Raw genomic sequence first — 22894 nt, 5'->3', positions numbered from 1 at the left:
ACGGCTGCTCGTACGACCGTCACGTGAGGAGTTGGGTCGGCGATGCCGGCGAACGACCGGGAACTTGCGCAGCACTTCGCTCTTGAGGGCGCCCGAACTCTGCTCAGCCAGTACGGGGACCACGGCAAACCCGTCCCTGACGACGCCGAAGCGTGGCGGCGGGACCTGTTCCCGGTGATCAGAGGGCTGTGGAACGCCGGGGAGGGCGGCGGCCGGAACCTGTACGAGATCGCGGCCCAACTCCACCTGGCGGCCAACCTGTTCGCGCACGACCCGGCCGGCGGACACCCCTCCCTCACGAACTTCCCGAGGGCCGAGTCGGCGGCCCGCACACCCGAGGTCTACCGGGCGATGGCTGCGTATGTGGAGCGCTGGAAGGCACCGTTCGACCGGGAAACGCTCTTCGGAACACCCCTGACCACCCGTGAACTCGCCCTGCGTTTCCCCCGGTTGAACCAGTTCCTGCTGAACTACTTCGGCCAGGACGGACTCGCCGTCGACGACGACATGCAGGACGCCACGTTGGAGGAGGGCCTCCAGCTGGTCGTCTCGGACACCCACCCGTGGTGCCCCTGGCAGCTGCCGGGACTGATCGCCGAGTGCGCGGAGGCGCGCGCCGTGTTCCACACCGAGGAGCAGTTGGACGCGTTCTTCGGCGGGGGCGGGATGGGAGGGGGGTCGGCCGGTGAACGGTTCACCGACTTCTTCCCGATCGTCGTCAACGTGTTCACGGAGCACTTGAGGGAAGCGCACTCCCCGATGTGGGAGCGGGGCTAGACGGCACCCACGTGCGCGGCGAACGCGGCCCAGGCGGGGGGGGCGAGCTGGAGTACGGGTCCGTTGCCTTGCTTGGAGTCGCGGACGGCGATGGTGGTGGGGATGTTGCGGGCGACTTCGACGCACTGCTGCCCGGCATCTCCACCGCTGTAGCTGGACTTGGTGAACTCGAAGAGGGGCACGGTTCAGAGGTCTCTGGTGAACGTTGTCCATGCAATGGGGGTGAGCCGGAGTATCGGCCCGTCCAAGTCTTTCGAGTCACGGACGGCTACCGTGTCGGACATGTTGCGGGCGACTTCGACACATTCCTGACCGGCGTTCCCGCCGCTGTAGCTGGACTTGACGAACTCGAATGCGGGCACGCGGGCTACGTCTCCTTCAGGATCGCGTCGATCAGTCTGACCGAGTTCTGCCCCGCGAGGCCCAACCGCGTGATCCGGTCGAAGAGCCCGTTGTGGTGGTCGGCATCAGTATCGCTCTCCAGCCATACGGTCGACGAGGTGGTATCCACGTGGACCACGTCCAGTGCACCCGGCTCGGCGAACGACACGATGGTGAAGGCACTCGTCATCCCCGGATGCGCACCGGCCAGGTATGGCAGCACCTGGAGCTTCACGTTCGGTCGGCGTGCCATGTCCAGCAGATGCCCAAGCTGGGCCCGCATGACCTCACGCCCACCCACGAGTTGACGCAGGGCGGCCTCGTGCACGACCGCCCACAGTTCCAGCGGGGCCTCTCCGTGCAGCCGGGCCTGTCGTGCCATTCGGGACTCGACGAACGGCTCGATCCCATCCGGGTCCTCCCAGTGGCCGTTGCCGACCGCCAGTGCCCGCGCATAGTCCGGCGTCTGCAACAGCCCCGGGACTACGGCCAGTTGCCATGTCCTGATGTTGGTGGCGATGTCCTCCAGCGCCACGTACTCGACCATCGCCTCCAGCTGCGGGTACTGGTTCCACCAGCCGTGCGCTTTCCGCCGCTCACGGTCCGCCTTCGCGAGGGCCAGCAGCTTCCCGATCACGGCCTCGTCGCTCTCGCCGTACAAGTGGCACAGCGCCCTGACGTCGGGGTCGCGCATCGGCACCTGCCCGCGCTCGATCTTCGCGACCTTGGTCACGGACGCCGTCAGCGCTTCGGCGGCATGCGCCTGCCGCAGGTCACGCGCCTCCCGCATCCGAAGAAGCTCTCCACCGAGCCTGCGGCCCAACACGGTGGTCACCGTCCGCCCGCGGTCAGGGTTGTTGCCCATACAGCGTTCCTTCCCCATGAGTCGCCCCAGTCTGTAGTCCTCCCGAAGCAACCCACAACCAAGGCAGGAATTTTTCTGCCGAGATCTAGTTGCTGCCGTCCGCCATGGAGCGCTACCGTCAGTGCACAACAAGCCACCCAGCGAAACCAGTTGGCGGAAGTGCACCGCGCTGCCCACACCCAGCACAGCACGGCAGACCCACCCCACCTGGCCCCCGTCCCCCCACCGCACAAGGAGGTGCACCCCGGTGACCGACTCCTGTCCTCCCGGACTCCCCAATCCCCACGACCACCGCCGCTACGACCACTACGACGCCGTCACCTACACCCCGTACCCGATCAACATCCCCCGCGCCCGCAGACACGTCGCCCACCTCACCGCCGCCTGGGGACACCCCCACTCCGTCGGCGACGCGGCGCTACTGGCAAGCGAGTTGTGCACGAACGCCTTACTGCACGGGTGCCTGCGGGACCGCCTGTTCCGTGTGGAGACGTCCCTCACCGGCAACGCACTACGCGTGGCGGTCACCGACCCGAGGGGCGAACGGCTGCCGTCTCCCCAAACCTCCACCCCAGATGACCAGTTCGGCCGCGGCCTGCTCATCGTCCGTACCCTGGCCGCCCGTTGGGCCGTGGAGAGACTCACGGTGGGCAAGACCGTCTGGGCGGAGTTGGACATCGCGGGACCCTGAACGGCCTCGCTCCGGGGCCACTGCGAACCGTAGGATTATTGCAACAGCAAGTGACGTGTGATGTCGACGCGACGGGGGCGGAGATACGGCATGGCAGTACCCGGAACCGGCACGGACCAGGGTGGCAACCCTGACCTGCACGTGTCGTCAAAGGACCTCACCAAACTCGTCGGCGACCTCGACTACATGCAGGACCACCTCGACAAGCAGGTCAAGCGGATGGACGCGATCGTCGACCGCGTCGAAGCCGGCTGGCGCGGCCCCGCGGCGACGGCGTACCGCGAGTTCCACCGCGCGGCGACCGAGGACGCCGTACGCATCCGCGAAGTGATGAAGCTGCTGGAACAGGCCGTGCGGATGAGCCGCGACGGCTTCTCCTCGAACGACATCGAGGTGCTGGAGCACATGCGGACGATCCAGGTCGACGTCGGCAGCGAGGTCGACAAGCTGTCCACGCCCAACGTGGAGGCGACGGGAGATACGCCGACGCCGCCGCCCCGCAGCAGCCTCGACTCCTTCTGATCCTTCTAGCCCTTCTGAACGCGGGCCGCCAAGTACCCATCATCCAGCCATAGTTACCGACCGATATCCAGGGGGATCATGTCGACCGGGGCTTCCGCCGACGACGGCCACATATCCGTCTCCTTCGCCACGCTCCACGACCTCACCGCCGAGCTGGAGGACATCCTCAAGCAGCTCAACACCAAACTCGACGACCTCTACGACCGCGCCGAACCGGTCGTCCTGTCATGGAAGGGCGAGGCCCGCGAGGTCTTCGTGCAGAAGCTCGACGAGTGGGACCGCTCGGCGCAGGATCTGCAGGCAGCGCAGAAGTGGCTGCACGCGTATGTCACCACCGGTCATGCCAACTACGCGGCGGCTCATCGGGCGGTGCTGCGCGGCTGGGGGGCGGGCTGATGGCGGACCGGCCCAGTGACGCGGAGCGCCAGGCGGAACGGGACCAACTGAGCACGGCCGCGCCCGACGCGGGTGGTGGGTTCGATGTGCGGCCCGCGCATCTGTACTACACGTCAACGGTGGTACGAGACGGTCAGTTCGACTACGACAAGGGCGCGGCCACACTCGTCGATGCCCTCAACGCGTACAGCCAGTCGGCGGGCACCGGGTGGGGCCCGGACTCCTTCGCCAACGTCTATATGCAGATCGCCGAGAAGTTCGTCAAGGTCTGGGCGGCCAGCGTGGTGAGCGTCGGCGGCGTCGCGGTCGGTCTGACCCTGACGGCCAACAACTACCAGCAGGCGGACTGGTCCTCGCGTGGAATGTACGGCCCGTCGCCCCGCCGCACCCCACCCGTCGTCATCGACAAAGTGCCCGACTACGGGAAGATCAACGACATCAAGTGGAGCGGAACCGGCGAGGACGCCGACTCGTGGGCCATCTCCGGCGCGCTCGGCGAGATCCCGGACTTCCTCGCGGACGTCATGAAACCCGCCATCGAGTATGGGCTCAACCTCGGCAAGACCACCGAGATCACGCCGGGCGCCCGCGACGACGATCTCAAGGGAATGGCCACCGCCTGGCGGGCGGCAGCGAGCGCCGCGTCGAAAGCCGGGGACAACTTCACCTCCGCGATCAGCTACATGACGGACCCTCAGGGGAACGACGAGTGGCAGAAGGCGATGAAGGCGTTCTGCCAGTCGATCTGGGGGACCACCGCCTGGGGCCGCAGCCGGAACGCGCAAGGGCAGATCGCGCAGCAAGGCGCCCGCGCCTGGAAGACTTCGGGCAATGTGGCGCCCGCACAGCGCCAACCGATCCTTCAGGTGCTGCACAACACCGCCGACACCCTCCAGAAGACCTGCGACGATCTGGCCCAGGTCGTGAAGACCTGTCGGGAGACCACCACCAACCTCGCCAAGCAGGCGGCCAAGGGGATGGTGCAAGACCTGACGACTGGGCTCGACCTGATGGATCTGCTTGAACTCGCCGCCACCGACGTGTTCGGCAAGCTGGTCATGTCCTTCCGCGAGCACATGGACCGGGAGGCCGCGGACAGAGCCGTCGACATCTACCAGCAGGCGTTCAGCGATGCCGCCTCCGCACTTCTCCAACTGGACTGGGAACTGGACGAAGCGCTCAGAAGCGCACCCACGTTCGTCGCGGAGGAGGCCAGGGCCGAGGCCTTCGGCGGCCGGTCGCTGAACGAGTTCAAGAAGGAGCACAAGCTGCTGAACGGGGAGAACCCGATCCCCTACAAGTACACGATCGACCTGGCGATGGAGGAGGACCTCGGCGGCGGCCACACCATCGACAAGCACGTCGGCAAGACCGACGCCCAGCTCCTGCAGCGGCTGCGCGACCAGGCCAACGCCTCCGGCACACCCTCGATCCCAGCGGCCTCCACCTTCACCGACCTGGCCTCGGCGCAGAAGTACACCCAGGACTGCATCCGGCAGAAGAGCGGCGACATCGACAGGTGGTTGCAGACCGGGCCCCCGCCCCAACCGTCCAGCCCCGTCTTCGAGGTCACCTCGGTGAGTTCCGACCCCAACAACCCGCTGGCCGTCAGCCCGGTGACCGGGCGCACCTCAAGGGTCGTCAACGGCCAGGCGACCCCGGTGACCGACGCGCACGGCGTCGCCACCCGCCTCAAATACGATCCCAACCTCGACCCGCCCTTCGTGGTGGTCACCTCCATGCCGAAGTAGTGGGCGCGAAAATAGGCTGTCGCCAACCGTGACAGCCGCAACGCCACCGATTCCCCCTTCCTGGAAGAGCCGATGACAGCACTGGACGCCGACGCCTGGGCGGATGCCCTGACCATGTACGAGCGGCGGTACTCGATCGTCACGGTGGGACCGCGCACCCACCAGGACTGGTCGCAGGACGCGCTTGCGCTGCTGCGCAAGGAGGTCTCGGATCCGCGTTCCTGGCGGACCCTGGAGTACTGGTCGGAGGCGGACGAGGAGTGGCGCGCGGACTGGCTGGCTCCCTTCGAGGAGCCGGGTCCCGACTGGCCGGCCGGACTGTGGACCGTGCCCCGGACGTCGGTGGAACGGCTGCTCGTCATGCTGTCCACCAATTGGCTGGATGTTCCCAACGAGCGCAAATGGAACGACTTCGAGGCCCGCCGGCCGGAACTCGAACGCAAGGCCCGGGTGATCCTCTCCCGCTTCCCGGAGGAGACGTCCTTCTACACGAACAGCGGCTACCCGGGGTCATACAGCGGACCAAGCCCCGACGCCGACGTCCCGGACTTCTATGAGGCAACCACTGGTTGCACGCCCCTCTCCCAACACGGCTGGGATCTCGGCCTGTTCGCGGTGTGCGAGACCGAAGTCGGCATCTTCTGGTCCTTCGACGCCACCTGAGTGCACGGCCTCTTCGTCCGATGCCATCCGGAGGAACTCCATGAACAACATCGGCAACACCGCCGACAGCGCCGGTTCCGGTCCCGAACCCCCTGCCCTGGCGGCCACCCGTTCCGCCACCTACCCCGACCGAGAAACCGCCCAATGGGCCACCCAACAAACCGTCACCGCCAACGAGCAGGCCATCCACCGCTGGCTCGCCCAGTCCACCCGCCCCCGCCTGACCATCGAGGCATCCTGGCCCTCCCGCCCCGATCCGGTCGGACGGGTCCTGCTCCAGGCGATGATGCTCGCCGGGCGAGACCCCGTCGATGTCCGCGCGGCCCGGGTGATCCTGAAACGGGACGCGTCCCGGCCGCACGGCTTCGCCGTCCACGCCACGTTTCCGATGTACCTGTGACGACGACCCGCAGAGGCTGATCCCGTGCCCTTGAGTCCCCTCGAACACGACCGCCGCTACGGCGAGTTGGACCAGGTGATCCGCGCCTACGCCGGTCAGCCGGCCGACGACACCCCGGACAAGCCGAGCGAGGCGCTCACCGCCTATCTCCGCCACACCTGGCACACCCGCCCCTGGGCCCTGGCCGTGGCCGAACGCCAGCTCCGCGAGTACGCCGACAACCCTCCCGGCCGACTCCGTCTGCGCCTCGGCGAGTTCTACGCCATCCCGGACGTGGGTCTCCCCGAAGGCGCGACCCAGCAGTGGCTGTACTGCCTCGCCGACCACATCAAACACAGCGTCGAGGAGGGCGACGTCCCGCCCCCGGCGACCCCCGCCACCCACTGGGAATGGCACGCCCGCTTCCCCGAAGTCGGCCAGTTCCTCGGCGGCTGGTTCTCCCAGGACATGCCGGACGAGTTCGATGACCACGACGCGGCGATCGACGACTACCGGACCTTGACCGATCCGCAACTGGTCGCCCACCTCGTCGGCGAGCTGCACGAACTCCTCGCCCTCGACCTCGACGAGTCCGACTACGCCCTCGCCGTAGCCGAGTTGGGCATGGAGGTCGACCCACCGACGCCGTACTCACCGAGCGGCTGGCTCGCCCTCGTCGCCGACCAGTTGACCGTGCCGCGCGCCGACTACGGGCCCTCGACGGACCAGAGCTGAGCCGCGCACCCCCACTCACAGAGATGCGCGGCCCCCGATCGCTGACCCGCTACCCCCAGGTGATCAACCGCTTCGGCTGCTCCAGGATCGCCGCCACATCCGCCAGCACTTTCGACCCCAACTCCCCGTCCACCAACCGGTGGTCGAAGGACAGCGCGAGCGTCGTCACCTGACGTGGCTTCACCTTGCCCTTGTGGACCCACGGCTGGAGCTTGATCGTGCCGACCGCGAGGATCGCGGACTCACCCGGGTTGAGGATCGGTGTGCCGGTGTCGATGCCGAAGACGCCGACGTTGGTGATGGTGACCGTGCCGCCCTGCATCGCCGCCGGGGAGGTCTTGCCGTCCCGCGCCGTGGACACCAACTCGCCCAGTGACTCAGCCAGTTGGGGCAGGGTCTTCACGTGGGCGTCCTTGATGTTCGGCACGATCAGGCCGCGCGGGGTCGCCGCCGCGATGCCGAGGTTGACGTAGTGCTTGAGGACGATCTCCTGGGCGGCCTCGTCCCAGGACGCGTTGATGTCCGGGTTGCGCTTGATGGCCACCAGCAGGGCCTTGGCGATCAGGAGCAACGGGTTCACCCGTAGGCCCTGCATCCCGTACTCGTCGGACCGCTTCAGTTCCTCGACCAGCTTCATCGTCCGCGTCACGTCCACCGTCACGAACTCCGTGACATGCGGTGCCGTGAACGCCGAGCCGACCATCGCCGCCGCCGTCGCCTTGCGCACGCCCTTCACCGGGACACGGGTCTCCCGGGCCGAGTCGTACGTCGCCGGTGCGGCGGCCGGAACCACCTGGACCTGCGGAGCCGCCACCGGCGCGGGAGCCTGCGCCGGAGCCACCGCCGCGTGCACGTCCTCGCGCGTGATGACGCCGTCCGGGCCCGACGGGGTCACCGTCGCCAGGTCGACGCCCAGGTCCTTCGCCAGCTTGCGCACCGGCGGCTTCGCCAGCGGGCGGGACTGCGCTACGGCGGCCCCGGTCCCGGTCGCCGCCGCGTGGCCGTTCAGCTCCGCCTGTACGGCCGCCGCTGCCGACGACATCGTCGACGCGTCCTGCGCCGGGATCTCCGCGCCCCTGCGCGGCCGGCGCTTCGTGGAGGACGTGGCCACTCCGTAGCCCACCAGTACCGGTGTGCGGGCCGCCGGCTTCTCCTCCGCCGGAGGCTCAGGAGCAGCCTCGGCCGGGGTCTCCGCCGGAGCCGCCCCGCCCCCGGACACGTCCACCGCGATGATGGACGTGCCCACGTCCACCGTCGTCCCCTCGGGGAAGTGGAGTTCGCGGACCACCCCGTCGTACGGGATGGGCAGTTCCACCGCGGCCTTCGCCGTCTCCACCTCGCAGACGACCTGGCCGTCGGTGACGGTGTCACCGGGCTGGACGTACCACTTGAGGATCTCGGCCTCGGTGAGGCCCTCGCCCACGTCCGGCATCTTGAACTCGCGTACGGACGCTTCAGTCATCGTCGTCACGACCCTCTCCTCAGTACGCCAGAGCGCGATCGACGGCATCGAGCACCCGGTCGAGGCTCGGCAGGTACTCCTCCTCCAGGCGGGCCGGCGGGTAGGGGGCGTGATAGCCGCCCACACGCAACACCGGGGCCTCCAGGTGGTAGAAGCAGCGCTCCGTGATGCGGGCCGCGATCTCGCCGCCGGAGCCGAAGAACACCGGCGCCTCGTGGACCACGACCAGGCGGCGGGTCTTCTCGACCGAGGTCTGGATCGCGTCGAAGTCCAGCGGGGACACCGAGCGCAGATCCAGGATCTCCAGCGACCTGCCCTCCTCGGCGGCCGCGTCGGCGACCTCCTGGCAGAGCTTCACCATCGGGCCGTAGGCGGCGAGGGTGAGGTCCGTGCCCTCGCGGACCACGCGGGCCTTGTGCAGGGGGTCGGGGATCGCCTCCGTGTTGACGTCGCCCTTGTCCCAGTAGCGCCGTTTCGGCTCGAAGAAGATCACCGGGTCGTCGCTCTGGATGGCCTGCTGCATCATCCAGTAGGCGTCCGACGAGTTCGACGGGCTGACGATCTTCAGGCCCGGCACGTGCGCGAACAGCGCCTCGGGGGACTCCGAGTGGTGTTCCACCGCGCCGATGCCGCCGCCGTACGGGATGCGGACGACGACCGGGAGCTTGACCTTGCCCAGGGAGCGCGCGTGCATCTTGGCGAGCTGGGTGACGATCTGGTCGTAGGCCGGGAAGACGAAGCCGTCGAACTGGATCTCCACCACCGGGCGGTAGCCGCGGAGAGCCAGGCCGATGGCCGTGCCGACAATTCCCGATTCGGCCAGCGGGGTGTCTACCACCCTGCGCTCACCGAAGTCCTTCTGAAGGCCGTCCGTGACGCGGAAGACGCCGCCGAGCTTGCCGACGTCCTCGCCCATGATGAGGACCTTGGGGTCGGACTCCAGGGCGGCGCGCAGCGATTCGTTGATCGCCTTGGCCAACGGCAGGTTCTTGAACGTCGTGGTCTGTGCCGCAGTCTGTGCCGCCATGTCACTTACCCCCCTCTTCATCCGCGAACGACGCCTGGTAGGCGGCGAACTGCGCCCTCTCCTCGTCGACGAGCGCGTGCCCGTCCGCGTACACGTGCTCGAAGATGGCGAACCGGTCCGGGTCCGGCATGGCACGGACCGCTTCGCGCACTCGTCTGCCCAACGCTTCGCTCTCTGTTTCGAGTTCCGCGAAAAATCCCTCATCCGCGTGGTTTGCGGCTTCGAGATACGTGCGCAGGCGCAGGATCGGGTCCTTCGCCTCCCAGGACTCGCGCTCCTCGTCGGCCCGGTACTTCGTCGGGTCGTCGGAGGTGGTGTGCGCGCCCATGCGGTACGTGTACGCCTCGACCAGCGTCGGGCCCTCGCCGTTGCGGGCCCGCTCCAGCGCCCACTTGGTGACCGCGAGGCAGGCCAGGACGTCGTTGCCGTCGACGCGAACGCCCGGGAAGCCGTAGCCCTGCGCGCGCTGGTAGAGCGGGACGCGGGTCTGCTTCTCGGTGGGCTCGGAGATGGCCCACTGGTTGTTCTGGCAGAAGAACACGACCGGGGCGTTGTAGACCGCGGAGAAGGTGAACGACTCGGCGACATCACCCTGGCTGGAGGCGCCGTCCCCGAAGTACGCGATCACGGCGCTGTCGGCGCCGTCCATGGTCACGCCCATCGCGTAGCCCGTGGCGTGCAGCGTCTGCGAGCCGATGACGATCGTGTACAGGTGGAAGTTGTTCGTGTTGGGGTCCCAGCCGCCGTGGTTGACGCCCCGGAACATGCCCAGCAGGTTGGTCGGGTCGACCCCGCGGCACCAGGCGACGCCGTGCTCGCGATAGGTCGGGAAGACGTAGTCGTCCTCCCTGGTGGCCCGCCCGGAGCCGATCTGGGCGGCCTCCTGGCCGAGCAGCGACGCCCACAGGCCCAGCTCGCCCTGGCGCTGCAGGGCGGTGGCCTCGGCGTCGAAGCGGCGGGTGAGCACCATGTCGCGGTACAGGCCGCGGAGCTCATCGGGGGTGATGCCGGCGACGTACTTGTCGTACGGGGCGGTCTTCGCGTTCTTGACTCGCTTGCCCTCGGGCGTCAGCAGCTGGACGAGGTCCGGGTCGGCGCCCTTGGCCTTGCTTCCGGCGCTGCGTCGCGGCTTGCGCGGGGCAGTGCTCTCCACGGTCACGTGTGCTCCTCCGTCGGTCCGGCTCCCCGGGTTCGCCGGGTGCCAGTGCGGCTCACCTGCGCCCCACGGACGCACAGGGTGGGTGCGCTTCGTCGGGAACAGGCGTGACAGGTGCCCCGGCGAGCGCCCTGCAACAGGCACGTTACCCAGTGCTCCACAATTCTGTGAAACCCCTCCTGACCTGCGATTTTGCTTGGATTTCCAAGTAAATCGCGAAAGTCGGGAACAAGTCCTGGTCACAGCCTTGCAGGGGGCCGGAACAACGGCACGTTATCCCGCTCACCTCGGGCACGGGAAGAGCCCGTATGTGAGACTTACCGCGTGCCCGGAGACGGAAAAATCAGCGTATTTCTCCTCGATGACCACGAAGTGGTCCGCCGGGGTGTCCACGAGATGCTCTCGGTCGAGGACGACATCGAGGTGGTCGGCGAGGCCGGCACGGCGGCCGACGCGCTGGTGCGGATCCCGGCCACGCACCCGGATGTGGCGATTCTCGACGTACGGCTCCCGGACGGCAGCGGGGTCGAGGTGTGCCGCGACATCCGCGCGCGGGACGAGTCCGTGAAGTGCCTGATGCTGACCTCCTTCGCGGACGACGAGGCCCTCTTCGACGCGATCATGGCGGGCGCCTCCGGGTACGTCCTGAAGGCCATCCGGGGGAACGAACTGCTGTCCGCCGTACGGGACGTCGCGGCCGGCAAGTCGCTGCTCGACCCGGTGGCGACCGCCCGGGTCCTGGAGCGGCTGCGCAACGGCGGCCCCCAGCAGGACGAGAAGTTCGACTCCCTCACCGACCAGGAGCGCAGGATCCTGGACCTGATCGGGGAGGGGCTCACCAACCGGGCGATCGGCGAGCGGCTGCACCTCGCGGAGAAGACCATCAAGAACTACGTGTCGAGTCTGCTTTCCAAACTCGGTATGGAGCGGCGCTCGCAGGCGGCGGCCTATGTGGCACAGAAACAGGCACAGAGACAGGCCGAGCAGCAGCGTCATTAGGGACCAAAGACCCCTCCCCCGGAGGGGTTGCCCATCCGACAGTAAGTGCATGCCCACCGACGAACAGCTCGCCGTCGATCTGCTCGCGCGCACCGACCACGGCCGGGTGGCCACCACCCTGGGGGCGCTGCCCTTCCTGGCGCCCGCCCGTCACATCGTGGCGGACGAGCGGCTGCTGCTGCGGATGCCCCGGAGCCACGGCCATCACCACGCGTGCGTGGACCGCGTCGTCGCGTACGGCGCCGACAACCTGGACTCGGCCGGGCCGGATGACGACCTGTGGTCCGTACAGGTGATCGGCACGTGCGAGCCCCACGAGCCGACGGCCGACCAGGTCGAACGTTTCGGCCCGGCGCGGGACGCGATGGTGTACCTGCGCATCGAGCCGCGGCTGGGCACCGTGCACTCGGCGGACGGCGGTCCGGAACGGCGCTTCGGGCACGCCCTGTGACCGAAAGCGACCATCGACGATCGAGCGGTGACTTTCTGTGACAAACCGCAGCTCAAGGGCCCGCCGCGTGCCCTAGCATCGGCCGCGTGCCGCCCTTACGTGTACCACCCCCCGTGCTCCACGCGCCCCCGTTGGGCGCCCTCCTCCGCCAGTACGCCGCCGGGTCCGCCGTCACCTGCGAACCCGTCGAGCAGGGCCTGCTGAACCGCGGCTACCGGCTCCGCACGACCCGGGGCCGCTACTTCCTCAAGCACCACTTCGACCCCGAGACCGCGGACCCGGGGGCGATCGCCCGCCAGCACACCGCGACCCGGCGCCTGGCCGACCTCGGCGTCCCCGTGGCACCCCCGCTGCCCGCCCGCGACGGCCGTACGGTCGCCGTCGTCGGCGGTCACGCCTACGCCCTGCACCCCTGGATCGACGGCAGGCACCGCCACGGCGGCCAGTTGACCGCCGACCAGTGCGGGCGCCTCGGCGCGCTCCTGGGGGTCGTCCACGCGAGCCTGGAGCGGGTCATGCCGGGGCGCCGGGAGGAGTGCGCGCCGGGAGCCGACCCCGCCGACACCTTCGCTCTCATCGACGACCTCCTCGGGCACGTCCGCCGACACCGGCCGGCCGACGCCTTCGACGAACTGGCCCGCCACCGGCTCCTGGAGCGGCGCGAGCTGCTGGAACGGCACGCGGACCGACGGCCGCCGCGCGGGGCGTCCGTGGGGTGGACGCACGGCGACTTCCACCCCTTCAACCTGCTCTACAAGGGCGACGCCCCCGCCGCGATCGTCGACTGGGACCGCCTCGGCGTCCAGCCCCGCGCGGAGGAGGCCGTACGCGCTGCCGCGATCTTCTTCGTACGGCCCGACGGGGCCCTGGACCTGCCGAAGGTGCGGGCGTACGCGCACGCGTACCGGCGTTCGGCGGGCGCCGGCCCCGCCGAACTCGCCGCCGCCGTGCACCGGGTGTGGTGGGAGCGGCTCAACGACTTCTGGATGCTGCGCTGGCACTACGAGCGGGGCGACACCCGCGCGGACCCCCAGTTCCCGGCCGCGTCGGCCCTCGCCGTGTGGTGGACGCGGGAGTACGACGCGGTGTGCGAGGCGTTCGCGGAGGGCGCCCCATAGAGACACCGGGACAGCGATAAACAGCACGCGCGCGTGGACCCCTGTTACGGGGCGCACGCGCGTGTGAGTGTTTCGGTGCCGGTGATCCGGTCCGGGTCAGCCGCCGAGGGCGCCCGCGACGGTGCCGCCGCTGTCGTCCCCGCCGGCGTCACCGGTGCCGCCCGTGTCCGTCGGGTCCGCCGAGGCCGTCGCCGACGGGGTGCTCGGCGCCGACTTGGTGGCCGACGGGGTCGGCGTGCTCGACGGCTCCTCGGTGGCCGTCTCGGTCGGGGTGTACGAGGGCGTGTACGACGGCGTGTAGTCCGAACCGGAACTCGTGCCGCTGTCGTCCGTGCTCGTGTCGGACGGCGAGGCTGTCGTGTCGTCGCTCGGCGACTCCGTGGCCGTGTCGTCGGTCGCGGACTGCGAGGTGGTCGGCGACTGGGTGGTGCTCGAACCGCCGCTGCCGTTACCGGTGTTGTTCAGCGCCAGCGCGACACCCGCCGCGATGGCGATCACCGCGAGCACGGCGAGGATCCACAGCTTGCCGCGGCCGCTGCCGTGGTTGCCGTGCCCCTCGAAGCCGCCGTCGTCGCCGTTGCCGTAACCGCCGGGCAGGATCGGCTGCGGGATCTGCGTGGTCCCGGAGGAGTCGCCCTGGGGCATCACGGTCGTACCGGCGAAGCCCCCCGGAGGGGTGCCCTGCCCGTTGGCGACAGTCACGGGCCCGGTGTTCCAGGTCCCGGTGTGGCCTCCCTGGTCGTAGAGCATCTGCAGGCCGTACTGGACCAGCCCGCGCATCTCCTCGGCCGTCTGGAAGCGGTCGTCCGGGTCCTTGGCCAGCGAGCGCATGACGAGGCCGTCGAGCTCCGGCGGGCAGACGCCGTTGGAGGTCTGGGACGGCGGGACGGGGATGTCCTGGACGTGCTGGTACACCACCGACAGGGGTGTCTCGCCGGTGAACGGGGGCCGCAGCGCGAGGAGTTCGTAGAGGAGGCAGCCCGTCGCGTACAGGTCGGAGCGGTGGTCGACGGCCTTGCCGAGCGCCTGCTCCGGGGAGAGGTACTGGGGCGTGCCCATGACCATGCCGGTCTGCGTCATCGTCGTGGACGCCCCGTGCAGGGCGCGCGCGATGCCGAAGTCCATGACCTTGACGGCGCCGTTGTGCGTGATGATCACGTTCGCGGGCTTGATGTCGCGGTGCACGATGCCGTGCTGGTGCGAGTAGGCGAGCGCCTCCAGGACGCCGGAGACGATGATCAGGGCCTGCTCGGGCCCGGGCGCCTCGGCGTTGAGGAGGAGGTCGCGGATCGTGCGGCCCTCGACGATCTCCATCACGATGTACGGCACCGACATGCCGCCCACGTAGTCCTCGCCGGAGTCGTACACGGCGACGATCGCGTGGTGGTTGAGGCCGGCCACCGACTGGGCCTCGCGCGTGAAGCGGGCCTTCGACGTCGGGTCCTCGGCCAGGTCCGAGCGGAGCAGCTTGACCGCGACCGTGCGCCCGAGCCGTACGTCCTCGGCCGCGAAAACCTCGGCCATACCGCCCCGGCCCAGTCTGTGGGTGAGCCGGTACCGGCCGTCGCCGACCAGTCCGCCGTTACCCCACAGCTCCGGTGCGTCCGACATTCCGCCGCCAGCCGCCTCGGGGTCGGACGGGCCCTGAGCGTGCTGCTGTGCCATCAGTCCTCGCCGTCGTTTCTGCCCGCGGTGCGCGCGGTGTTGTTACGGTCTCCGTCGGCCACGCTACAGGCTCGGCGCAAGCCGCCGTTCCGGGATCAGTGCCGGAATCGTCCGGAGACGGACCGGCCATCAAATCGGTATCACGGGCCGTCGTGCAAATTCTGTGTACCGCCGGTACAGCACCTGTAACGCTTCCACGACTCTTCTTTCGCGTACGGTCACGGAACGGGCACCGCGCTTGACGTGTCAGTGCCCTCCGGCAGACTTGGCCGGGAATGGCACTTTCGATCACTGAGCCGGCGCCGATGGGGGACACGGGACATGAGCCAGGACGGCGCACAGGGCCACCATGCGGGGCGCGCGCTCGCAGGTGGCCGCTATCAACTGCGCGACCTGCTCGGCGAGGGCGGCATGGCCTCGGTGCACCTGGCGTACGACTCGGTGCTCGACCGCCAGGTCGCGATCAAGACACTCCACACCGAACTCGGCCGGGAACAGGCCTTCCGCGAGCGCTTCCGCCGCGAGGCCCAGGCCGTGGCCAAGCTCACCCACACCAACATCGTCTCGGTCTTCGACACCGGCGAGGACGCCCTCGACGGCACGACGATGCCGTACATCGTCATGGAGTACGTCGAGGGCCGCCCACTCGGCTCCGTACTCGACGAGGACGTACGGCAGTTCGGCGCGATGCCCGCCGACAAGGCGCTGAAGATCACCGCGGACGTGCTGGCCGCCCTCGACATCAGCCACGAGATGGGCCTGGTCCACCGGGACATCAAGCCGGGCAACGTGATGATGACCAAGCGCGGCGTCGTCAAGGTCATGGACTTCGGCATCGCCCGCGCCATGCAGTCCGGTGTCACCTCGATGACGCAGACCGGCATGGTCGTCGGCACCCCGCAGTACCTCTCGCCGGAGCAGGCCCTCGGCCGGGGCGTGGACGCGCGCAGCGACCTGTACTCGGTCGGCATCATGCTCTTCCAACTGGTCACCGGGCGGCTGCCGTTCGACGCGGACTCGCCGCTGGCCATCGCGTACGCGCATGTGCAGGAGGAGCCGGTCGCGGCCTCCTCGATCAACCGTTCCCTGCCGCCGGCCGTGGACGCGCTGATCGCCCGCGCGCTGAAGAAGAACCCGAACGAGCGCTTCCCGAACGCCGAGTCCATGCGCGACGAGTGCCTGCGCGTCGCGGCCTCGCTCCAGGCCGCCCCGAGCATCGTGCCGGGCGCGCCCGCGCAGAGCGGCGCGGGCGTCGGCTCCGCGGTCTTCCCGCCGGTCGACCAGGCGGCCCCGGCGCCCACCGGCCCGGTACAGACGCCGTACCAGCCGGGTCCCTACGGCGGCACGCCCGCGCCCGCCCCGGCCTACGGCTATCCGCAGCAGGCGGGCTACCAGCCGCAGCCCTCGGTCGGGTTCGGGCAGCAGGGCCTCTCGACCCCGCCGCCGTACAACCTCACCCCGCAGCACCCGACGCCGGCGTCCGGGGGAGGCGGCGGCAAGAGCAACAAGCCGGTGATCATCGGCTCGGTGGTCGTCGCCGTCATCGCGGTCGGCGCGCTGATCGTCGCCCTGTCGATGAACAACGGCAGCGATGACGACGCGAAGGGCAGCGACAGCAGCGCGAGCACCTCGGCGACCGCGGTCGAAGGTCACCGCGACGGCGACACGTCGAAGACGATCGCGACGACCGCGTGCAAGGAGCCGGAGGAGTCGTACAACGACCCCAGCAAGATCCAGATCCCGGACTTCCAGTTCAAGTACATCGACTCGGTCAAGTCCTGCCTGCAGGCCGCGGGCTGGAAGGTGAAGATCAAGTCCGAGGACGAGAACACCTACGGCCAGGGCACGGTCATGGACCAGTTCCCGGCGGCCGGCACGGACGTGGACCCCAAGGACATGCCCCAGATCCAGCTGGGCGTGTCCACGGGCAACCCGTCCTGACGTCTCTCATGTGGAAGGGCCCGGCAGCATCGGCTGCCGGGCCCTTTTGACGGTGGACGGTAAGAGTGCGGGTGCGGGTCCTACAGGTACGGACCGCCCACACGGCCGCCGCCCGGCTGCCCTTCCTCGGTGCCGTCGCCGACGCCCGGCGGCAGCGCCCGGCGCATCTGCTCCAGCTGCGCCCGCGCGGCCATCTGCTGGGCGAACAGCGTGGTCTGGATCCCGTGGAACAGCCCCTCCAGCCAGCCCACCAACTGGGCCTGCGAGATGCGCAGTTCCGCGTCGCTCGGCGTCACGTCGTCCGTGAACGGCAGCGACAGCCGCTCCAGCTCCTCCACCAGCTCGGGCGCCAGACCGTCCTCCAGCTCCTTCACGGAGCTGCGGTGGATCTCCTTGAGCCGAGCCCGGCTGGCTTCGTCGAGGGGAGCCGCACGCACCTCCTCAAGAAGCTGCTTGATCATGCTGCCGATCCGCATGACCTTGGCCGGCTGCTCCACCATCTCCGTCACCGGGATCTCGCGGGAGTCCTCGTCCCCGGTGCCACCGAGCGCCATCCCGTCCTGTCCCACGACCAGGATCTGAGGCTTCTCCGGTGACCTTTCGTTCCTCGGCATCTCCATGCCGCCATTCTCTCGCACTCGTACACCTCACGACCGTGGTGCCCCCCTCGAAAGGTGATCCACGGTTTCCGCATGGCCGAACCCGGAGTGCCGGAGCGGCCGCCCGATGTGACGCTGGTTGCGTCGATCTTGCCGCCTCGGCTCGGGAGGGGGTCACGGACGTGACTCCATGGCTGCGTACAACGGGACTGCTGCTTGTGCTGGGCACGGCTGCGGTGGTGAATCCGTGCGGGGGTGTTCCGGCGTACGGAGCTGTTCTGGCGTACGGGGTGGAGGCGGAGAGCGGTGCGAGCACCGGTGGTGCCGGGGGTGGTCGGGTTGCGGTCACGGCGGCCGCTGTCGCCTCGGCCTCCGCCTTGAGGCCTGCTTCCGGCCCCGACGCCGCCCACGCCTCCCCCGATCCCTCCAGGGCCGGAAGCCAGGCGGGCGAAGGACGGGAACGGCCGGGACGTACCGCGGAGCCGACCGCCGACGAGGACGAGAGCGGAGGTGCGGGCGAGGGCGACGGCGATGACACAGCTGGGCTGACGGCGGACGCTGACGACGACGGGAGCCCCTCGGCCAGCCCCGCCGGCCCTACGCCGGCCGACTCCCCGTCCTCCCAGGAGGCCGCCCCCGTGCCGACCTCCCCGCCCCTCCAGCCCCCGCACCAGACCGTCGCCCACGCCGAGGACCCCGCCGAGCCCGTGCTGCGGATCCTGCCGCTGGGCACCGGCCTGATCCTCATCGGGCTCGGCCTGGGCCTGGCCTTCATCGCTCTCCGGGTACGCCGTGGCTAGGAGCTGCCCGGCCTACGGCACGACGAGCAGCACCTTTCCGATGTGCCCGCTGTCCTCCAGCACCTGGTGCGCGGTCCCCGCCTCGCTCATCGGCAGCTCCCGGTCGACGACCGGCCGGATCTGACCGGCCTCGATCAGCGGCCACACATGCTCGCGTACGGCGGCGACGATGGCCGCCTTCTCGCCGAGCGGGCGGGCCCGCAGCGAGGTCGCGCTGATCGCGGCCCGCTTGCCGAGAAGCGCGGCGATGTTCAGCTCGGCCTTGATGCCGCCCTGCATCCCGATGATCGCGAGCCGCCCGTTGACGGCGAGGGCCCGGACGTTGCGGTCCAGGTACTTGGCGCCCATGTTGTCGAGGATGACGTCGGCGCCCGCACCGCCCGTGGCCTGCTGGATCTCGGCGACGAAGTCCTGCTCGCGGTAGTTGATGAGGATGTCGGCGCCCAGTTCGGCGCAGTAGTCGAGCTTGTCCTTGGTGCCCGCGGTGACGGCGACTTTGGCGCCTACGGCCTTCGCGAGCTGGATCGCCATGGTGCCGATGCCGCTGGAGCCGCCGTGCACGAGGAGCGTCTCGGCGGGGCGGAGGTGGGCGACCATGAAGACGTTCGACCAGACCGTGCAGACCACCTCGGGCAGTGCGGCGGCCTGCTTCAGGTCGAGACCGGCGGGCACGGGCAGCAGCTGCCCGGCCGGAACGGCGACCTTCTCGGCGTAACCGCCGCCCGCGAGCAGCGCGCACACCTCGTCGCCGACCGACCAGCCGGACACCCCGGGGCCGATCTCGGTGATCCGGCCGGAGCATTCGAGGCCGGGATAGGAGGAAGCACCGGGCGGCGGGTCGTAGAAGCCCTGGCGTTGCATGATGTCGGCCCGGTTGACGGCGCTGGCCACCACCTCGACCAGTACCTCGCCCTCGCCGGCGGCCGGATCGGGGACCTCGCCCCACACCAGTGCCTCGGGCCCACCAGGTTCGGAAATCGTGATCGCATGCATGAGGCCGACGCTACTCCTCGTCATACAGCCGACCGCCGAAGGCGTGTCACTGAGGCAGCGGTCGAGGGCGTGTCACTCCGGCAGCGGCCGGGTGTCCGGCGCGACCTGCGAACCGGGCGACACCCGCACGATCGTGATGAGCCGGTCCGTCAGCTGAAGGGTCCCGATGGCCGGGTCGTCGTAGCCGAGCACCCGGTGCCCGCGGACGACGCTCACCACCAGGTCGTCCGTGTCGCGCGGCGACTTGCCGACCTCGGCCTTTATGACCGGGCGTTCGGTCATGTCGAGTCCGCTGCCCTGCTGGATGAGGTCCTCCATGACCATGCCGGCGGCGGGGCTGAGCACGGACAGGCCGAGCAGGCGGCCGGCCGCGCTGGCGCTGGTGATGACGGCGTCGGCGCCGGACTGCTTGAGCAGCGGCGCGTTCTCCTCCTCGCGGACGGCGGCCACGATCTTCGCGCCCCGGTTGAGCTGCCGGGCCGTGAGGGTCACCAGCACGGCCGTGTCGTCGCGCTGGGTCGCGATGATGATCTGCCGCGCCTTGTGCACCTCGGCGCGCTTGAGGACCTCGCTGCGGGTGGCGTCCCCGACGACCCCGACGTAGCCCTGACTGCTCGCCGCCTCGATCGCCTTCCCGCTGAGGTCGACCACGACGACCTGTTCCTTCTTCAGTCCGGTCGCGCACACGGTCTGGATCGCGGACCGCCCCTTCGTCCCGAAGCCGATGACGACGGTGTGATCCCGCAACGTGGACCTCCAGCGGTTGAGACGCCATTCCTCCCGCGTGCGTTCGGTGAGGACTTCGAGGGTGGTGCCGACGAGGACGATCAGGAAGAACACGCGCAGCGGCGTGACGACGAGGATGTTGGTGAGCCGGGCTCCGTCGCTGACCGGGGTGATGTCGCCGTAGCCGGTGGTCGAGAGGGTGACCGTGGCGTAGTAGAAGGCGTCGAGGAAGTCGACCGAGCCGTCCGAGTTGTCGTTGTAGCCCTCGTGATCGGCGTAGACGATCAACGCGGTCGCGACGAGCAGGAACAGCGCGATGGACAGCCGTTTGGCGACCTGCTGAAAGGGGTGCTCGACCACTTTCTTCGGGAGTTCCACCCGATGGGTCACGAGATGTTCGTCCGCCTGGCGGGCGATCGCATCATGGCCCGACTGTTTCACGTGAAACACACCCCGATCCCGGCGGCCGCCCAGGGCAGATCGATGAGCTCCGCCTGCTGTCCCTGCCGCGCACCACCCGGCGGTACGACCGCGAGCGCGTCGGCCGCCGCGATCCCGCGCAGCATGGCCGGGCCGTTGTAGTGCAGCGGCACGGCAGAGTCGCCGCGCAGGACGGCGGGGATGAGTCGGGTGTCGTACGGGTGCCCGTGCACCGCGTCCTGGAGGGGCAGCTCGTACGGCTCCGGGGCGGGGTGTGCCGACAGAGTCCGCAGCAGCGGTTCGGCGAGGGTGAGCAGACCGGAGATCGCCGCGAGGGGGTTGCCGGGCAGGCCGACGAGGAGCTGGTCCTCCTTGATGCGGGCCAGCAGCATGGGGTGGCCGGGGCGTACCTTCACGCCGTCCACCAGGAGCTCGGCGCCCATGCCGCGCAGGGTGGGGTGGACGTGGTCGACCGGGCCGGAGGCGGTGCCGCCGGTGGTGACGATGAGGTCGGCGCTGCTGCCCGTGATGGCCTTGTGCAGCGCCTTCGCGTCGTCGCGGAGCCGGCGGACCGCGGTGACCTCGGCGCCGAGCGCGCGCAGCCAGGACGGCAGCATCGGCCCGAGCGCGTCCCGGATGAGCCCGTCCCGGGGCAGTCCCTCGGTGAGCAACTCGTCGCCCAGGATGAGGACTTCGACCCGGGGGCGGGGTACGACGGTGAGCGTGTCGTACCCGGCTGCCGCGGCGAGGCCGAGCACCGCCGGGGTGACGAGCGTGCCGCCGGGCAGCAGCTGGTCGCCGCTGCGGCACTCCTGGCCGCGTGGTCGGATGTCCTGGCCGTGCCCGATGTCCCGGGCCGCATGGAGCCGGCCCTTGTCGTCGGTGCGGCCATGTTCGCTGCGGATGACGGCGGTGGCATCGGCGGGGACCCGGGCCCCGGTCGCGATCCGTACGGCCTCGCCGTCGCTGAGCGGCTCGGACCGCGCGTGCCCGGCAAGCGCCCCGTCCTCACGTACGGCCCAGGGGCCGGGGCCCGCGACCGCCCAGCCGTCCATCGCCGAGGTGTCGAACGAGGGCAGGTCGCTCAGGGCGACGAGCGGTGCGGCCAGGACGAGACCGAGGGCGGAGTCGAGGGTCACGGAGACGGGGGCGCGGCGGGAACCGGCGCGTGCGGCGCGGCCGGCGATCGCGCGGGCCTCGGGCCAGGGGGTGGCCTTGTGCCGGCCGGTGTCGGGCTTGCGCGGGGTGCCCTGCGGTGAGTGCGCGGCGGAGGCCGAGGGCGAGGGCACGGCGCGGTCGCCGGAGCCGGTGCTGCCTTCGTTCACCAGGGCGAGGACCTCCTCGACGTCGAGGTCCTCGGCGTCCTGGGCGTGCTCGCCGGCGTGAACACCGCGCGCGCTCATCCGGCGACGTCCGGACCCGGAGCGGCCTGTGGGGCATCGGCTTTGGCCTCGGACGACGGGGCTTCCGGGGTGTCCTCGTCGGCCCAGCGCAGCGCGAGGGCGGCGGCCTTGCGGGCGGCCTCGGCCACGGCTTCGGGGCCGCCCTTGCCCTGCGCCGCCGCATAGCCGACCAGGAAGGTGGTCAGCGGCGCGGCGGGCCTGGCCACCCCGTGGGCTGCGTCGCGGGCGAGGTCGAGCAGGATGCCGGTGTCGACGTCCAGGTCGATGCCCAGTTCGTCCTTGACTGCGGAAATCCATTCATCCAACACGTGCCCATGCTCCCTGATGCGTGCCCTGGCGGTGGCGAGGTCGTCCCAGGTGTCGCAGTCGAAGGACGCGACGGGGTCGGGGACGCGGGTGAGTTCGAGCGCGGCGGTGAGCCGACGCAGGGGCAGACCGGTGAGTCCGCCATGCTCATTGGTGAGTGCGGTCAGCTCCCGGCGGAGCGCCGACGCGCGGTACGCGGCCACGAGCGGCTGGTCACGCCCGTCGGCGTCGGTGAGCAGCACCCCTTCGGCGCCACTGCTCCGCAGAGCGGTCAACAGCCGCCGTACGGTGGCCACTTCGAGGAACGGCAGGTCGGCCGAGAGGATCACGACGGTCTCGGCGGTGGTGTGCCGCAGCCCGGCATCGAGCGCGGCGACCGGACCCGCACCTGGCGGATCCTCACGCGCCCAGCGCACCGGCCGCGCGGTGGGTCTCGGGTCGGCCACGACGACCGTGGTCCCGGCATCGGCACAGGCACGGAGCACCCGGTCGAGCAGCGCCCGGCCGCCCACCCGCAGACCGGGCTTGTCGGCACCACCGAGCCGCCGGGCGGCACCACCGGCGAGCACGACGGCGTCGTAGGCGACGGCAGGTGCGGCGTCGGGGGGCTCGTACGCGGTCACCTCCCGAGTATGCGTCCCTCTCTGATCACAGGGAACTCGCCCGCG

The 22894-nt window shown here is 69.9% G+C and carries 25 protein-coding genes; 13 read left to right on the top strand and 12 right to left on the bottom strand.

What is annotated here, in order from left to right; genetic code table 11:
* Nucleotides 1-42 precede the first annotated feature (42 nt).
* Nucleotides 43-777, top strand: coding sequence for a hypothetical protein (locus ACGFY9_RS01060; protein ID WP_393750670.1), 735 nt, complete (start codon nucleotides 43-45; stop codon nucleotides 775-777).
* On the opposite strand, the gene ACGFY9_RS01055 is transcribed toward ACGFY9_RS01060, so the two are convergent.
* Genes ACGFY9_RS01055 through ACGFY9_RS01045 form a run of 3 tightly spaced genes read right to left on the bottom strand, consistent with a single transcriptional unit; the run spans nucleotide 774 to nucleotide 2023 of the window.
* Nucleotides 774-959: a DUF397 domain-containing protein gene (locus tag ACGFY9_RS01055; protein ID WP_393750668.1), complete on the bottom strand. Its 186-nt coding sequence runs from the start codon at nucleotides 957-959 to the stop codon at nucleotides 774-776. The genes ACGFY9_RS01060 and ACGFY9_RS01055 overlap by 4 nt on opposite strands.
* Nucleotides 960-962: 3 nt before the next feature.
* Entirely contained in the window at nucleotides 963-1139 is a 177-nt protein-coding gene (locus ACGFY9_RS01050) for a DUF397 domain-containing protein (protein ID WP_393750666.1), read from the bottom strand.
* A gap of 5 nt (nucleotides 1140-1144) precedes the next feature.
* Complete coding sequence (locus ACGFY9_RS01045) at nucleotides 1145-2023, bottom strand: helix-turn-helix domain-containing protein (RefSeq protein ID WP_393750664.1); 879 nt, start codon at nucleotides 2021-2023, stop codon at nucleotides 1145-1147.
* Nucleotides 2024-2270: 247 nt separating this feature from the next.
* Here ACGFY9_RS01045 and ACGFY9_RS01040 point away from each other — a divergent pair, with 247 nt between their 5' ends.
* From ACGFY9_RS01040 to ACGFY9_RS01010, 7 genes are all read left to right on the top strand, one after another.
* Nucleotides 2271-2714 (top strand): ATP-binding protein, encoded by a 444-nt coding sequence (locus tag ACGFY9_RS01040; protein ID WP_393750662.1) that lies wholly within the window; start codon nucleotides 2271-2273, stop codon nucleotides 2712-2714.
* A gap of 90 nt (nucleotides 2715-2804) precedes the next feature.
* On the top strand, nucleotides 2805-3236 hold the full coding sequence (locus tag ACGFY9_RS01035; protein WP_393750660.1) for a WXG100 family type VII secretion target: 432 nt from the start codon (nucleotides 2805-2807) through the stop codon (nucleotides 3234-3236).
* Between the two features lie 78 nt (nucleotides 3237-3314).
* Nucleotides 3315-3632 (top strand): WXG100 family type VII secretion target, encoded by a 318-nt coding sequence (locus ACGFY9_RS01030; RefSeq protein ID WP_393750658.1) that lies wholly within the window; start codon nucleotides 3315-3317, stop codon nucleotides 3630-3632.
* Entirely contained in the window at nucleotides 3632-5383 is a 1752-nt protein-coding gene (locus tag ACGFY9_RS01025) for an RNase A-like domain-containing protein (protein ID WP_393750656.1), read from the top strand. Before ACGFY9_RS01030 ends, ACGFY9_RS01025 begins: the two co-directional genes overlap by 1 nt.
* A 72-nt stretch (nucleotides 5384-5455) precedes the next feature.
* Complete coding sequence (locus ACGFY9_RS01020) at nucleotides 5456-6046, top strand: hypothetical protein (protein WP_393750654.1); 591 nt, start codon at nucleotides 5456-5458, stop codon at nucleotides 6044-6046.
* A gap of 40 nt (nucleotides 6047-6086) precedes the next feature.
* Complete coding sequence (locus ACGFY9_RS01015; protein ID WP_393750652.1) at nucleotides 6087-6446, top strand: RNase A-like domain-containing protein; 360 nt, start codon at nucleotides 6087-6089, stop codon at nucleotides 6444-6446.
* A 24-nt stretch (nucleotides 6447-6470) separates the two neighbouring features.
* Nucleotides 6471-7160: a contact-dependent growth inhibition system immunity protein gene (locus tag ACGFY9_RS01010; RefSeq protein ID WP_393750650.1), complete on the top strand. Its 690-nt coding sequence runs from the start codon at nucleotides 6471-6473 to the stop codon at nucleotides 7158-7160.
* Between the two features lie 49 nt (nucleotides 7161-7209).
* Here ACGFY9_RS01010 and ACGFY9_RS01005 read toward each other — a convergent pair whose 3' ends face one another.
* From ACGFY9_RS01005 to pdhA, 3 genes are read right to left on the bottom strand one after another with little or no spacing between them, the layout of a single operon-like run.
* Nucleotides 7210-8631, bottom strand: a complete 1422-nt coding sequence (locus tag ACGFY9_RS01005; RefSeq protein WP_393750648.1) for a dihydrolipoamide acetyltransferase family protein — start codon at nucleotides 8629-8631, stop codon at nucleotides 7210-7212.
* A gap of 10 nt (nucleotides 8632-8641) precedes the next feature.
* Nucleotides 8642-9649, bottom strand: a complete 1008-nt coding sequence (locus tag ACGFY9_RS01000; RefSeq protein ID WP_393750646.1) for an alpha-ketoacid dehydrogenase subunit beta — start codon at nucleotides 9647-9649, stop codon at nucleotides 8642-8644.
* 1 nt (nucleotide 9650) lies between these two features.
* Complete coding sequence (pdhA, locus tag ACGFY9_RS00995) at nucleotides 9651-10808, bottom strand: pyruvate dehydrogenase (acetyl-transferring) E1 component subunit alpha (RefSeq protein WP_393750644.1); 1158 nt, start codon at nucleotides 10806-10808, stop codon at nucleotides 9651-9653.
* A gap of 321 nt (nucleotides 10809-11129) precedes the next feature.
* Between pdhA and ACGFY9_RS00990 the strand changes: the two genes are divergently transcribed.
* The 3 genes from ACGFY9_RS00990 (at nucleotide 11130) to ACGFY9_RS00980 (ending at nucleotide 13373) form a co-directional block, all read left to right on the top strand.
* Nucleotides 11130-11804 (top strand): response regulator, encoded by a 675-nt coding sequence (locus ACGFY9_RS00990; protein ID WP_393750642.1) that lies wholly within the window; start codon nucleotides 11130-11132, stop codon nucleotides 11802-11804.
* A gap of 49 nt (nucleotides 11805-11853) precedes the next feature.
* On the top strand, nucleotides 11854-12255 hold the full coding sequence (locus tag ACGFY9_RS00985; protein ID WP_393750640.1) for a pyridoxamine 5'-phosphate oxidase family protein: 402 nt from the start codon (nucleotides 11854-11856) through the stop codon (nucleotides 12253-12255).
* Nucleotides 12256-12368: 113 nt separating this feature from the next.
* On the top strand, nucleotides 12369-13373 hold the full coding sequence (locus ACGFY9_RS00980) for a phosphotransferase (RefSeq protein ID WP_393750638.1): 1005 nt from the start codon (nucleotides 12369-12371) through the stop codon (nucleotides 13371-13373).
* 96 nt (nucleotides 13374-13469) lie between these two features.
* Here ACGFY9_RS00980 and ACGFY9_RS00975 read toward each other — a convergent pair whose 3' ends face one another.
* Nucleotides 13470-14984 (bottom strand): protein kinase, encoded by a 1515-nt coding sequence (locus tag ACGFY9_RS00975; protein ID WP_393751738.1) that lies wholly within the window; start codon nucleotides 14982-14984, stop codon nucleotides 13470-13472.
* A 375-nt stretch (nucleotides 14985-15359) separates the two neighbouring features.
* Between ACGFY9_RS00975 and ACGFY9_RS00970 the strand changes: the two genes are divergently transcribed.
* Nucleotides 15360-16979, top strand: coding sequence for a protein kinase (locus ACGFY9_RS00970; protein WP_393750636.1), 1620 nt, complete (start codon nucleotides 15360-15362; stop codon nucleotides 16977-16979).
* 80 nt (nucleotides 16980-17059) lie between these two features.
* On the opposite strand, the gene ACGFY9_RS00965 is transcribed toward ACGFY9_RS00970, so the two are convergent.
* Entirely contained in the window at nucleotides 17060-17599 is a 540-nt protein-coding gene (locus ACGFY9_RS00965; protein WP_366433202.1) for a bacterial proteasome activator family protein, read from the bottom strand.
* Between the two features lie 161 nt (nucleotides 17600-17760).
* On the opposite strand from ACGFY9_RS00965, the gene ACGFY9_RS00960 reads away from it, so the two are divergent.
* Nucleotides 17761-18378, top strand: coding sequence for a hypothetical protein (locus ACGFY9_RS00960; protein WP_393750634.1), 618 nt, complete (start codon nucleotides 17761-17763; stop codon nucleotides 18376-18378).
* Between the two features lie 12 nt (nucleotides 18379-18390).
* On the opposite strand, the gene ACGFY9_RS00955 is transcribed toward ACGFY9_RS00960, so the two are convergent.
* From ACGFY9_RS00955 to ACGFY9_RS00940, 4 genes are all read right to left on the bottom strand, one after another.
* Nucleotides 18391-19371 (bottom strand): NAD(P)H-quinone oxidoreductase, encoded by a 981-nt coding sequence (locus tag ACGFY9_RS00955; protein WP_393750632.1) that lies wholly within the window; start codon nucleotides 19369-19371, stop codon nucleotides 18391-18393.
* A gap of 72 nt (nucleotides 19372-19443) precedes the next feature.
* The gene (locus tag ACGFY9_RS00950) at nucleotides 19444-20538 is read right to left on the bottom strand and encodes a potassium channel family protein (RefSeq protein WP_393750630.1); all 1095 of its coding nucleotides are present in this window, start codon (nucleotides 20536-20538) and stop codon (nucleotides 19444-19446) included.
* Nucleotides 20535-21920, bottom strand: a complete 1386-nt coding sequence (locus ACGFY9_RS00945; RefSeq protein WP_393750628.1) for a molybdopterin molybdotransferase MoeA — start codon at nucleotides 21918-21920, stop codon at nucleotides 20535-20537. Before ACGFY9_RS00945 ends, ACGFY9_RS00950 begins: the two co-directional genes overlap by 4 nt.
* A complete protein-coding gene (locus tag ACGFY9_RS00940; protein ID WP_393750626.1) occupies nucleotides 21917-22849 on the bottom strand; it encodes an NTP transferase domain-containing protein in 933 nt (310 codons plus the stop codon). The genes ACGFY9_RS00945 and ACGFY9_RS00940 overlap by 4 nt, the downstream gene beginning before the upstream one ends.
* Nucleotides 22850-22894: the final 45 nt, after the last annotated feature.

Source organism: Streptomyces sp. NPDC048504 (assembly GCF_043200035.1).
In the GTDB taxonomy this organism is placed as follows: Bacteria; Actinomycetota; Actinomycetes; order Streptomycetales; family Streptomycetaceae; genus Streptomyces.
This window is presented reverse-complemented; position numbering and strand designations above follow the sequence as displayed.

Bases quoted from the DNA above. Each gene is read 5' to 3' on its own strand.
- ACGFY9_RS01035 (WP_393750660.1), top strand. From the start codon at position 2,805: ATGGCAGTACCCGGAACCGGCACGGACCAGGGTGGCAACCCTGACCTG.
- ACGFY9_RS01025 (WP_393750656.1), top strand. From the start codon at position 3,632: ATGGCGGACCGGCCCAGTGACGCGGAGCGCCAGGCGGAACGGGACCAA.
- ACGFY9_RS00970 (WP_393750636.1), top strand. From the start codon at position 15,360: ATGAGCCAGGACGGCGCACAGGGCCACCATGCGGGGCGCGCGCTCGCA.
- ACGFY9_RS01045 (WP_393750664.1), bottom strand. From the start codon at position 2,023: ATGGGCAACAACCCTGACCGCGGGCGGACGGTGACCACCGTGTTGGGC.
- ACGFY9_RS00985 (WP_393750640.1), top strand. From the start codon at position 11,854: ATGCCCACCGACGAACAGCTCGCCGTCGATCTGCTCGCGCGCACCGAC.
- ACGFY9_RS01000 (WP_393750646.1), bottom strand. From the start codon at position 9,649: ATGGCGGCACAGACTGCGGCACAGACCACGACGTTCAAGAACCTGCCG.
- ACGFY9_RS00945 (WP_393750628.1), bottom strand. From the start codon at position 21,920: ATGAGCGCGCGCGGTGTTCACGCCGGCGAGCACGCCCAGGACGCCGAG.
- ACGFY9_RS01015 (WP_393750652.1), top strand. From the start codon at position 6,087: ATGAACAACATCGGCAACACCGCCGACAGCGCCGGTTCCGGTCCCGAA.
- ACGFY9_RS01030 (WP_393750658.1), top strand. From the start codon at position 3,315: ATGTCGACCGGGGCTTCCGCCGACGACGGCCACATATCCGTCTCCTTC.
- ACGFY9_RS01020 (WP_393750654.1), top strand. From the start codon at position 5,456: ATGACAGCACTGGACGCCGACGCCTGGGCGGATGCCCTGACCATGTAC.
- ACGFY9_RS01060 (WP_393750670.1), top strand. From the start codon at position 43: ATGCCGGCGAACGACCGGGAACTTGCGCAGCACTTCGCTCTTGAGGGC.
- ACGFY9_RS00975 (WP_393751738.1), bottom strand. From the start codon at position 14,984: ATGTCGGACGCACCGGAGCTGTGGGGTAACGGCGGACTGGTCGGCGAC.
- ACGFY9_RS00965 (WP_366433202.1), bottom strand. From the start codon at position 17,599: ATGGAGATGCCGAGGAACGAAAGGTCACCGGAGAAGCCTCAGATCCTG.
- ACGFY9_RS00955 (WP_393750632.1), bottom strand. From the start codon at position 19,371: ATGCATGCGATCACGATTTCCGAACCTGGTGGGCCCGAGGCACTGGTG.